Origin of the sequence: Chitinophaga sp. HK235 (assembly GCF_018255755.1) — a bacterium.
GTDB lineage: Bacteria > Bacteroidota > Bacteroidia > Chitinophagales > Chitinophagaceae > Chitinophaga.
This window is the reverse complement of record NZ_CP073766.1, coordinates 767,359-778,968: the sequence shown is the minus strand read 5'-3', so window position 1 is coordinate 778,968 and position 11,610 is coordinate 767,359. Positions and strand designations below refer to the sequence as shown.

The following is an 11,610-nucleotide window of genomic DNA, read 5'->3' as shown; positions in this document are numbered from 1 at the left end:
ACGGCATAACCTCAACTCATAGCAAAAACACCTGTAGAGAGAGGATTACAACTGGGGCGGCTGCCAGATGGTGTTGGACGATAAAGGAAGGGGTGTCACCGGTAAAACAGGGAAAAGTACCTGCACCTGGTGCATATGGTAGGGAAGGATGACCGAAGTGGCTGGAGTGACCTGCACATTGCAACAACTGCATACGCATAACGGGGAACAAAAATCCACCTGCGTTTCGTGGTTATGTTCGTGAGTCGCTGTAACTTCGGTATGGTTGTACATGGCCACAGCCTGAGCGTCGTTGCAGGGGATGCAGGACAACACCAGGATATAGAGGCTCATTATGTAAATCAACCATTTCATGTCTGCAAATGTAAAAATTAAAAAATAAAATGGTACAGGAAAAACTGCATCTTCGTTGCGAGTGTGATGTTTGTATATTATGATTTGTTATTAAATTAGCTGCATGAATTGCCTGATCGTAGATGATAATAAGCTGGCACGTAGTGCCATGAAACAGCTGGCCAGCCATGTTGAACAGCTACAGGTGACCGGTGAATGCAGCAGCGCCATGGAAGCCTATAATCTTCTCCAGAAAGAAAAAATCGATATCCTGCTGCTGGATATCGAGATGCCGGGTATGAGCGGCCTCGAGCTAACACGCAATCTGGGCAAAAAAAGACCGGTCATCATTTTTACCACCGTCAACAAAGACTATGCTGTAGAGGCTTTTGAGCTGAATGTGGCCGATTATCTGATCAAGCCGGTTACCCCTGCCCGCTTTATCCAGGCTATCGAAAAAGCCCGTGAAATCATTGACAGCAATAGCCGGGAGATCCAGGTGTCAGATACTGAGTTTGTTTTTATCCGCGACAATGGTGTCCTCAAAAGAATCAGAACAGAAGATATCCTCTTTATGGAAGCAATGGGCGATTATGTTAAACTCTATACCTCCCAGAAGTTCCATGCCATACACACCACATTGAAAGCCCTGGAGGAAAAACTACCATCCAGCAGGTTCATGCGGGTACATCGCTCCTATATCGTGGCCCTCGATAAAATAGAAGCCATAGAAGACGGTAATATCATCATACAAAAAAATGCTATACCAGTGGCTGATACCTATAAAGCAGCACTTAACAATAAATTAAATCTTCTTTAACAGACTTAACGACCATTTCTCCGTTTTGACCGATACCTATCGCCCGTTTAACAATAATTTATACCCACTGACCTTTATTATCGTATTTTGAACAGCCTTTCCTTCATCAGCGTTAATAATGTCATGCAGCCGAAAAGAATAAAATATTATCTGCTTGGCCTGTTCATTACAGGTATGATCCTGTTCGTCGTGCTGCAGTTTAACTCCGCAAAAAATATCCGCAAACTTATTTCCGGTAACGAGCAACTATTACAAGAGCTCAATGTAAAGAACGAAATACAGAAGCTGCAAACTTCGCTGGCAAAGACCGACAGCAAAGTGCGGGGCGCCGTGATTTCTCAGGACACCAACCACGTCACCGGCATTGAAGTGGAGATTGCTATCATCAAATCTGACCTGAAAGAAATCAATAAAATTGTCAAAAACGATAGCACTGAAAAACTGCTTACCCAACTCAATTACCTGGTAGATGAGAAAAACAGCTACAATCTGCTGGTGCTGGACACCTTCTACAGCAGTGGTAAAAGCGCCGCGGAGAAGATGATCAACAATCAGCGTGGAAAACGGCTGGGAGAAGCTATCACCAATATATTACACCAGCTGGACACCACACGGCAGACAGAAGTAAACCGGACCACCCGCCTCATTGATACCAGCGGGCAGAAGGCTCAGAGCTGGGGCACTGTGCTGGTACTGTTTGCATGCCTTACCAGCCTGCTGGCATTCCTCTATATCACCAGCCGTATTCATCGACAGGAACAGCTGATAGAAGCCCTGGATGAATCCCAGCGGCAGGAAAAAAACCTCGCCGCCGTAAAAGATCAGTTTCTCGCCAACATGAGCCACGAAATACGGACGCCCATGAATGCCGTACTGGGTTTTACGCATCTGCTGCAAGCCCAGCCTCTCAACGAAAAATCCAAAGAATATGTTAACGCCATTGCTGGCGCCGGCCGTAATCTGCTGGAAATTATCAACGATATCCTTGATCTTTCAAAAATAGAATCCGGTATGATGCGCATTGAAGCAACCTCCTTCAGTTTGCGCGGCGTACTGCATTCCATCGATACCCTATTCAGAGCCAAAGCAGAAGAGAAACACCTGCACTTCAGCATACAAGCCGATGAAGAAGTCTCCGACCTTCTCTACGGTGATGTAATGCGGTTGACACAAATACTCGTCAATCTTACCAGCAATGCCATCAAATTCACGCCGGAAGGGGAAGTCAATATACAGGTGGCCAGAATATGGGCAGAAGAAAAAAATGTTCGTTTATTGTTCACCGTTAGAGATACCGGTATCGGTATAGAAGCGGAACAGCTGGACAGCATCTTTGACCGCTTTAACCAGGCAGAAGTCTCCACCACCCGTAAATACGGCGGTACCGGTCTGGGGCTTACCATTGTAAAACAACTCATAGAACTGCAAAACGGCTTCATCTCTGTAGAAAGTAAACCTGGCCAGGGATCTACCTTTAAGGTAGAACTTCCTTACACACTGGGAGAAATGATGCCGGAAGATGCAGACTCCTTATACGAAAACGACCAACTGCCTATCCATCCCAATATCCGGCTCTTAGTGGCAGAAGATAACCGCATGAACCAGAACCTGCTGCGTCATTTGCTCAGCAGCTGGCAGCTGCAGTACCGGGTTGTCAATAATGGCCGGGAAGCCCTACAGGCGCTTGAGAAACAGGTATTTGACCTGGTGCTGATGGATATCCAGATGCCAGAGATGGACGGGTATACCACCGTCACCAAAATCAGGAAGGAACTGCATTCCAATATCCCGGTGATTGCCATGACAGCCTACGCGATGGAAGGAGAACGGGAGAAATGCCTGCAGATGGGCATGAATGATTATATTTCCAAGCCCATCGATGAAAACACGCTCTACCGCATGGTACAGGTATATACCGGCAAATCTGCCGCGAGAGAAGTAATGCCACCGCCTGTATATAATGGCGAAAACGGTCATACTCACCTGCTCAATATGCAGTACATCCGCGAGCTGTCCAAAGGTGATAAAGCCTTCGAAAAAAGCATGCTGGAGCAGTTTGTTACGCAGCTGCCCGAAGATCTCTCCATGCTTAAAAATGCCATCATGATCAATGATCCTGTCAGCATTCGAGCCACGGCCCATAATCTCAAAACAACCGTGTCATTTACCGGGCTGGAAACCCATCTCTACCCTATCCTCGAACAGCTGGAACAGATCGATGAAAACACCTACAACGCCGCCACAGTGCAAGAGTTGTTCTATACACTGAAACAGCTGTGTTTACAGGCTATCCAGGAAGCTATCGATATCACGATCTGACAGTGCGGTCTGATTGCATGACCGTCCATTTTTCCTTTTTCAACGACACTAATAACCAGTTCACCGAAACCTCTCCGGATCACTGCACAACCCGTCTTATTTTTACATCACAATACTGAACAAAACATCTTTAATTAATCATTTTTAAAAGACAATCATCATGAAAAAAATCATCGCTGCTGCCCTGGTACTGAGCATTTCTGCTGCTTCTTTCGCTCAAGCTCCTGCTGCTAAACCAGCTAAGAAAGAAAAAGCTAAAACTGAAGCTAAAGCAGAAGCTAAACCAGCTGCTGATACAACTAAAAAAGCTCCTGCTCACAAAAAAGCTGAAGCTAAACCTGCTGCTAAACCAGCTGCTAAAAAAGCCGCATAATTCGCAATTATACAGCGTTTGAGTTAAAATAGCTCCGGGATTCCCGGAGCTATTTTTTTGCTCATAGTTCCCAGGACTAAAGTCCTGGGCTATGTTCGTCTACTGCTGCCATGCGGAATTTGATATGGTTGTCAAATATTCTTGTACAAGCAAGAATTACTCCCCTAGCAAGGCCCTGGCCATTAGTTCCTGGCTATATTTTTATTGCAGTCTTACAGAATTTAAGCACTCCAATACAAGAGTACTCTAATATCCGCAAGCCCCCCTCAAACAAACATAGCCCAGGGCTTTAGCCCTGGGAGCAAAAAAAAATCCGCCACTAGCGGGCGGATTTTTTTCAATTATGATGTTTAGCTATTTACTATTTCAGTGCGTCCAGTTTCTTTTTCACTTCTTCTACTTTCGTAGTCTGGTTTTTGATAGCGTAGATTTTCTGCAGTGCGTACAGGCAGCTTTCGTAAGTCTGTTTGTCGCTGGCATCGAGGCTGCTGGCTTTAGCAGTGAAGCTGGCATCAGCTTTCTCGAAGAAAGGCAATGCCTGGTTCATCAGGCCTTCTACTTTACCCTGCAGTTCTTTTGCTTTTGGAGATGTCTGTTGTTTGCTATCCAGATCGTTCAGTTGTTTGTTGAATACAACGGCCTTGTTGAAGTACAGGGCGCCGAGCTGGAAGTTAGCAGTAGCATCATTAGCATTTAAAGTCAGTACTTTTTTATAAGCACCTTCTGCTTTGCCGATCAGCTCTTCGTAGTTAGCTGGCTTAGGCGCGTCGTTACCTTTTTCGTCGCGGGGATTAGCCAGGTTGTCTACGCGGATAGCGTAATCCAGGATGGCTGCTTCGTCATTTGGATTATCAGCCATTTTCTTTTCCAGCATAGACAGTAACTCGTTGGTTTTACCGGTTTTGCTGTAGAAGGCCATTTCCATATCGTTGAAGCGTTTATCCTTAGGGAATAAAGCTTTACCTTGATCAATGGTTTTGAGCCAGTTGGCCTGGTCACCTTTTTCTTCATACAGCTGGCCCAGTACAACGTACAATGCAGGTTCGCCTTTGAACTGCAGGTCGGCAGCTTTTTTCAGGAAGGTTAATGCATCATCTTTTTTATTGGCCATGTTTGCAGCATAACCGGTATAAAAAGTGAGTGCTGTATCTGTAGGGATGGTAGTACCCAGGTTTTTGCTGTTATAGTAGTCCGCAATTTCGAAGGCATGTTTGAAATCTACTACTGAAGAATCCCATTTCTGTTCATTCAGGAAACCGTAACCAGCGTTGGCTACAGTAGCGTATACGTTGAACATAGGTCCGCTCATTTCAAGAATGGCTTCTTTCATTTTAGGATCTATCTCCAATGCTTTTTTGAAGGAGGAATAAGCTTCGAGGGCGAGTGTTGCACTTTTTTGTTTGGTGCCCATCGCTTCGAGGATTTTACCGTTTACCAGCCAGGTCTTTGCATCGTTCTTTGTCTTTTCGTTTTGTAACGCTGCATCGATATCTGCTTTGGCTTTCTCCAGATCTTGTTTTTTCAGGTTCTCATCTGCGCTGCTAACTTTTGCCCTTTGGGCCATCACCGACGCGCTGGCCGTACAAAAGAGAAGAGATACCAATAATTTTTTCATGTCTCTAGTTTTTAGTTGCTGATTACAATAAGAGTATGGTGCTCCCAATAGTCCAATACAATCAGGCTCATCGTTACCACTAAAGCCGGCTGTAATTTTTTTATTGGTACAGGAGGCCCTTGGGAGGCCTCCTGTTAAGAGCAATTATTTTTCAGGTTTGTTGTGACTATTCCTGCGGAGCATCAGGACCTTCTGCTACAGTTTCCTGGTCTGCTGCACTGTCAGTGCTTTCATTTGCTTCAGTACCGGTTTCACCTTCCATTCCTTCTACTTCTACTATTTCTTCTTCCTGTTCATCGAGGCGGGCTACAGCTGCAATTTCATCTGCGTCGTCGAGGCGGATCAGGCGTACCCCCTGGGTAGCACGGCCAGCTTCGCGAATATCGGATACCGCCATACGGATGGTGATACCAGACTTACAGGTGATCATCAGGTCATGTTTCTCTGTTACGTCCAGGATGGCGATGAGGCTACCGGTTTTTTCCGTGATATTGATGGTTTTTACCCCTTTACCACCTCTGTTGGTGATACGGTATTCTTCAATATTTGTTCTTTTACCGAAACCTTTTTCAGATACTACCAGCACTGTCCGTGATTCGTCGTCCTTATTAACACAAATCATACCAACCACTTCATCTTTCTCACTGTCTACTTCGATACCTCTCACACCGATAGCACCACGGCCGGTGTCACGCACGGTAGCTTCCGGGAAACGGATAGCACGGCCGCTCTGGATAGCCATCATGATCTGGCTGTCGCCGGTGGTGAGTTTTGCTTCCAGCAGCTGATCACCTTCGTTGATGGTAATAGCGTTTACACCGTTCTGACGAGGACGGGAGAACTCTTCCAGCAGTGTTTTTTTGATGATACCTTTTTTGGTGCAAAGTATGATGTAATGATTGTTGATAAAATCCTTGTCGCCCAGGTCCTTGATATCGATGATCGCACGGATCTTATCATCGGCCGGCAGCTGGATCATATTCTGTATAGCACGTCCTTTGCCGCTTTTCTCGCCTTCAGGGATCTCATATACCTTAAGCCAGTAGCAGCGTCCTTTTTCAGTAAAGAACAGCATGGTATGGTGCGTAGAGGCTACGAACAAATGTTCAATATAGTCCTCGTCACGGGTCTTGCCCCCGATGGCGCCACGGCCGCCGCGTTTCTGCTGACGATAGTCGTAGGCAGAAGTACGTTTGATATATCCCAGGTGGGAGATGGTGATTACCACATCTTCTTCAGCGATGATATCTTCGATCCTCATTTCGCTGGCCAGGTACTGGATCTCGGTTTTACGTTCGTCACCGAATTTCTTTTTCACTTCCAGCAGTTCTTCCTTGATGATGTTCATTCTCAGCGCCTCATCATTCAGTACATCTTTCAGGTAGGCGATCAGTTTCATGATCTCGTCGTACTCAGCGCGGATCTTATCGCGTTCCATGCCGGTGAGGCGTTGCAGACGAAGTTCCAGGATTGCTTTGGACTGGATCTCGGAGAGGCCGAACTGGGACATGAGTCCGTCTCTGGCCACATCCGGCGTATTAGAGGCACGGATCAGGGCGATCACTTCATCGAGGTGGTCCAATGCGATGAGGTAACCTGCGAGGATATGTGCTTTTTCTTCTGCTTTGCGGAGGTCGAAGCGGGTCCTTCTTACCACTACTTCGTGGCGGAAGTCGATGAACTCAGCCAGCATATCCTTCAGGTTGAGGATACGCGGACGGCCTTTTACCAGTGCTACGTTGTTGATACCGTAGGAAGTCTGGAGTTCGGAATATTTAAACAACTGGTTGATGATCACGTTGGAAATAGCTTCCTTCTTCAGATCGATCACCAGGCGCATTCCTTCGCGGTCACTTTCGTCACGCACATCGGTGATGCCTTCAATGATTTTATCGTTGACCAGCTGAGCTATCTTCTGGTGCAGTACAGCTTTATTGATCTGGTAAGGCAGTTCATAGATCACCAGTCTTTCGCGGCCGTTTTTAGCCGTTTCAGCGTTGATCTTACCTCTTACCACTACTCTTCCTCTTCCGGTTTCAAAGCCTTGTTTAACGCCTTCAAAACCATATATCACCCCTCCTGTAGGGAAGTCGGGTGCCTTGATGTATTTGATGAGCTCTTCAACGGTGATGTCCCTGTTGTCGATATAGGCTACGGCACCATCTACCACCTCGCTGAGGTTATGAGGCATGATGTTGGTGGCCATCCCTACCGCGATACCGGAAGCACCATTTACCAGGAGGTTCGGAATACGGGTAGGTAATACGGTGGGTTCTTCGAGGGTGTCATCGAAGTTGTTGGTGAAATCTACCGTTTCTTTTTCAATGTCCTCCAGCATAGCTTCTGCAATACGCTGAAGACGGATCTCGGTGTAACGCATCGCAGCGGGCATATCGCCATCTACCGATCCGAAGTTACCCTGACCGTCCACCATGGGGTAACGCATGCTCCAGGGCTGGGCCAGCCTAACAATGGTGTCGTAGATAGAGGCGTCACCATGCGGGTGGTACTTACCCATTACCTCACCCACAATACGCGCTGACTTCTTGTATGGCTTGCTGCTGGTGTTGCCCAGCTCATTCATACCGAATAAAACGCGGCGGTGTACAGGCTTTAAACCATCTCTCACATCGGGCAAGGCACGACCTACGATTACTGACATGGAGTAATCGATATAAGCCGTCTTCATTTGTTCCTCGATGTTTATCTGAACAATTCTCCCTTCCTGCTGATTTTCCGTGTGCTCTGTCATTTTGTGTGTTGATTTACAGTTTTTTCTGCTGAAAACAGATAGTGGCAAATATAGCCATTTCAGCCCTTATTACGGCCGAAAATCGCAGAAATGTGAATAAAAACATCATTGTTTAAATCAATTATATAGCGCTATCGATATATGACTGATTTTTTTTATAACCAACAACCATTTTTTGCTTTTCTGCGTTAATACGTGTAATGGTTTAATTTTACTTTATCTAAAATATGTATAAATAGGGAAATATATCAGAATTTAAATATTGGCAAAGAATTTGTTTTTAATTGACTGATAATCAATCCATCGAATCACCTAAAGTTGCAGATTAGGCGGGATATGCACCGAATTTTACTATGAGTTCGAACATAAGTATCTAAAATGCTGTTATTCCCCTGATTCTTAACCTTTTCTAAAGAAGACTATGAAGAATATACTGTTGTTTGGGGCCGGAAAATCGGCGACCAGCCTGATCGATTATCTGCTGGCCAATGCCCCTAGACAAAAATGGCATCTCACTGTGGCAGACCATGACCTGATGCTCATCAAATCAAAAACCGGCAAGTCATATTACGCTACCCCGGCAGCTATCGATATCAAAGACCAGGCAGCAAGGCAGCAACTGATACAGGAAACAGACCTCGTCATCTCCCTGCTCCCTCCTCATCTACACATCATCGTGGCAAAAGATTGCCTCCATTTCAAAAAAAACCTCCTCACCGCTTCCTATATAGACCCTGAAGTACGCAAACTCGAAAAGGACATTGAAAAAGCCGGCCTCCTGTTCATGTATGAAATGGGCCTCGATCCCGGCATCGATCATATGTCTGCGATGAAACTCATTCACTCCATTGAGAAAAAAGGCGGACAGATATTTTCCTTTAAATCCTACTGCGGCGGCCTTATCTCCCCCGACAGTATCGATAATCCCTGGCAGTACAAAATCTCCTGGAATGCCCGTAACGTAGTGCTGGCCGGTAGCTCCGGCGCCGTCTACCGCGAAAAAGGTAAAACAAGGGAAGTTGCCTACGAACAACTCTTCGACCACAATAAAACCATCCCGGTACCCGGACTGGGCAAACTGGCCTACTATCCCAACCGCGACTCCCTGGGATATATGGAATCCTACAAGCTGGAAAATATTGCGACCTTTATGCGGGCAACACTCCGCTTTCCGGATTTCTGTGAAGGCTGGAATGCACTCATCAAACTGGGCCTTACCAACGATACCAATAAACTACAAACCGATCATCTCACCTACTTTGACTGGGCTGCCCAGCATATCGAAGGCACCGACAAACAAGCCGGACATGAAGAAGTAATGGCCAGGTTCCTGGGCGTCAGCAGCAAATCAAAAGTGATCCGCCAGCTGCGTTTCCTCGGGTTGCTCAACGGTGATATCATTAATCTGGGAGAACAAACCAATGCAGGTATTCTGCAACATCTGGTGGAAGATAAACTGAAAATGGAGCCGTCTGATAAAGACATGATCGTGATGCTGCATGAAATTGAATTCGAACGCCGTAATATGGCCACCCGCATGCACAGTTACATGATTACACAGGGAGAAGACAACGTGCGCACTGCCATGGCCAAAACTGTTGGCCTGCCATTGGGTATCATGGCCAAACTGCTGCTACAGGAGAAAATTACGCTCACTGGCCTGCAGATACCAGTGATGCCTGAAGTATATAATCCGGTATTAAAGGAACTCGAAGAACACGATATCCGCTTTGAAGAAAGTTTTGAGTAGAAATGATTGTTTCCTATGATGAACACTCGCGGAGAAGAAGGACTTGTGGCAAGCTCCCCGTCAACGGGGAGCTTTTTATGTTTATAATAATGATAATAGTTCTGCCACTCCTGAAGTAGCCGGCTTTTCAATACACACTACCTTGCCACTGGTTTCTACTTCCGGGATCTTTTTATCGATCACATAGATGGGCACATGTGGCTTCACATAGTCCAGCAGACTTGCCGCCGGATACACCTGCAACGAAGTCCCGATCACCACAAAGATGTCTGCCCACAATACTTCCATCACCGCTTGTTTCATCATCGTTACATCCTCACCAAACCACACGATGTGCGGGCGCAACTGCCCACCATCAGCTGCAATATCTCCCAGCCGGATGTCTTCATAGATGTCGTACACCAGCTGTTCATTAGTAGCGCTGCGCATCTTGAAAATCTCACCATGCAGATGCAGTACCCGTGAGGAACCACCTCTTTCATGCAGATCATCGATGTTTTGTGTGATAATACGCACGTCATACTTTTCTTCCAGCTTTGCCAGCCCTGTATGGGCTTCATTGGGCATAGCCGCCTTCACGTCCTGGCGGCGGCCATTGTAAAAATCCAGTACCAGGCCGGGATTCTTTACCCAGCCTTTGGGGGAAGCCACTTCATATACGTCATACCCTTCCCATAAGCCATCTGAGTCACGAAATGTCCGGAGGCCACTTTCTGCACTGATGCCGGCTCCGGTCAACACCACTAATCTTGGTTTCATAATGTATAGTTTTAATAAATGGGCGCTGTCAGGACGTTACCGCTTGTTTCCTGTTTCTTTTCAGTCGCCTTTTTATAAATATAAAAATAAAAATGATAATCAGCATAAACGGCCACAAGCCCAATCCTTCTATCGTGAGGCCTAGGAGACTATTCCACCCTTCGCGGACCGACAGCCAGGACCGCTGCAGGAAACCGGGGCCTTCCGGTGCTGACAAGGCCAGGGTCTGGTAATAATCAAGGTAGATCATACTATAGCTCACCTGATGATCGATATACTGCAGACGCCCCTTAGCCGCTTCAATCTCCTCCCGGATTGCTTTCAGCTGCACTTCCACTTCCAGTATTTCCTTTACGTTGCGGGCTTGTTTCAAAATATCAAGATAGCGTTGTTCAGTGGCTATCCTTGTTTTCATGCGGGCATCGAGATCAACATATTCAGCCGTTACATCCTGGGAAGTGATGTTTTTCTGATCCAGCCGGGATACGCCGCTGGTAAGACTTCCCACACAACTATCAAATGCCGCGGCGGGTACTTTTATCTCCAGATGATTACGCCACTCTGTACTGCCACGGCTCTCTACTTCTGATGATAAATAACCACCGGTCTTACTAACGATATCGGTTATACGTTTTTTGGCAGCTGCAAAATCGTCTACGGCGAAACTGATCCTTGCGGTTTTAATAATTTTCTGAGATGCGGGTTCGGCGGGTGTAGGCGGGGTATTGTCTTTGTTGACATTCTTTTCTGCAAAAGCGAGACGGTCTGTTGTCGCGGCTACTGTTTCGTCCTGAGCAATTGTTGATGTCTGACTGGTGATACTGGGGGAAGATGTTTTACCACAGGCAAACAGGAAGCATACGACGATGAGATGGGCTATGTACTTCAT

General features: G+C 46.4%; 9 protein-coding genes. 4 read left to right on the top strand and 5 right to left on the bottom strand.

Annotation, left to right across the window (positions count from 1 at the left end):
• Positions 1 to 45: 45 nt before the first annotated feature.
• On the bottom strand, positions 46 to 354 hold the full coding sequence (locus tag KD145_RS02445) for a DUF6660 family protein (RefSeq protein WP_212004326.1): 309 nt from the start codon (positions 352 to 354) through the stop codon (positions 46 to 48).
• Between the two features lie 103 nt (positions 355 to 457).
• Here KD145_RS02445 and KD145_RS02440 point away from each other — a divergent pair, with 103 nt between their 5' ends.
• The 3 genes from KD145_RS02440 to KD145_RS02430 all read left to right on the top strand — a co-directional run bounded on the left by KD145_RS02440 (position 458) and on the right by KD145_RS02430 (position 3,845).
• Positions 458 to 1,153: a LytTR family DNA-binding domain-containing protein gene (locus KD145_RS02440; protein WP_212004325.1), complete on the top strand. Its 696-nt coding sequence runs from the start codon at positions 458 to 460 to the stop codon at positions 1,151 to 1,153.
• Positions 1,154 to 1,276: 123 nt separating this feature from the next.
• Positions 1,277 to 3,472: a response regulator gene (locus tag KD145_RS02435; RefSeq protein WP_212004324.1), complete on the top strand. Its 2,196-nt coding sequence runs from the start codon at positions 1,277 to 1,279 to the stop codon at positions 3,470 to 3,472.
• Between the two features lie 160 nt (positions 3,473 to 3,632).
• Positions 3,633 to 3,845 carry a hypothetical protein gene (locus KD145_RS02430; RefSeq protein ID WP_212004323.1) on the top strand — a complete coding sequence of 71 codons (213 nt, stop codon included), beginning with the start codon at positions 3,633 to 3,635 and terminating at the stop codon, positions 3,843 to 3,845.
• A gap of 361 nt (positions 3,846 to 4,206) precedes the next feature.
• Here the strand turns inward: KD145_RS02430 and KD145_RS02425 are convergent, their stop codons facing one another.
• Together KD145_RS02425 and gyrA are read right to left on the bottom strand one after the other, a co-directional pair.
• Entirely contained in the window at positions 4,207 to 5,460 is a 1,254-nt protein-coding gene (locus KD145_RS02425; protein ID WP_212004322.1) for a lipopolysaccharide assembly protein LapB, read from the bottom strand.
• 166 nt (positions 5,461 to 5,626) lie between these two features.
• Positions 5,627 to 8,212 (bottom strand): DNA gyrase subunit A, encoded by a 2,586-nt coding sequence (gyrA, locus tag KD145_RS02420; protein WP_212004321.1) that lies wholly within the window; start codon positions 8,210 to 8,212, stop codon positions 5,627 to 5,629.
• A 421-nt stretch (positions 8,213 to 8,633) separates the two neighbouring features.
• Between gyrA and KD145_RS02415 the strand changes: the two genes are divergently transcribed.
• Positions 8,634 to 9,962 (top strand): saccharopine dehydrogenase C-terminal domain-containing protein, encoded by a 1,329-nt coding sequence (locus KD145_RS02415; protein ID WP_212004320.1) that lies wholly within the window; start codon positions 8,634 to 8,636, stop codon positions 9,960 to 9,962.
• A gap of 81 nt (positions 9,963 to 10,043) precedes the next feature.
• On the opposite strand, the gene KD145_RS02410 is transcribed toward KD145_RS02415, so the two are convergent.
• Together KD145_RS02410 and KD145_RS02405 are read right to left on the bottom strand one after the other, a co-directional pair.
• Positions 10,044 to 10,721, bottom strand: coding sequence for an NAD-dependent deacylase (locus KD145_RS02410; protein WP_212004319.1), 678 nt, complete (start codon positions 10,719 to 10,721; stop codon positions 10,044 to 10,046).
• A 28-nt stretch (positions 10,722 to 10,749) separates the two neighbouring features.
• Positions 10,750 to 11,610, bottom strand: a complete 861-nt coding sequence (locus tag KD145_RS02405) for a DUF4349 domain-containing protein (protein ID WP_212004318.1) — start codon at positions 11,608 to 11,610, stop codon at positions 10,750 to 10,752.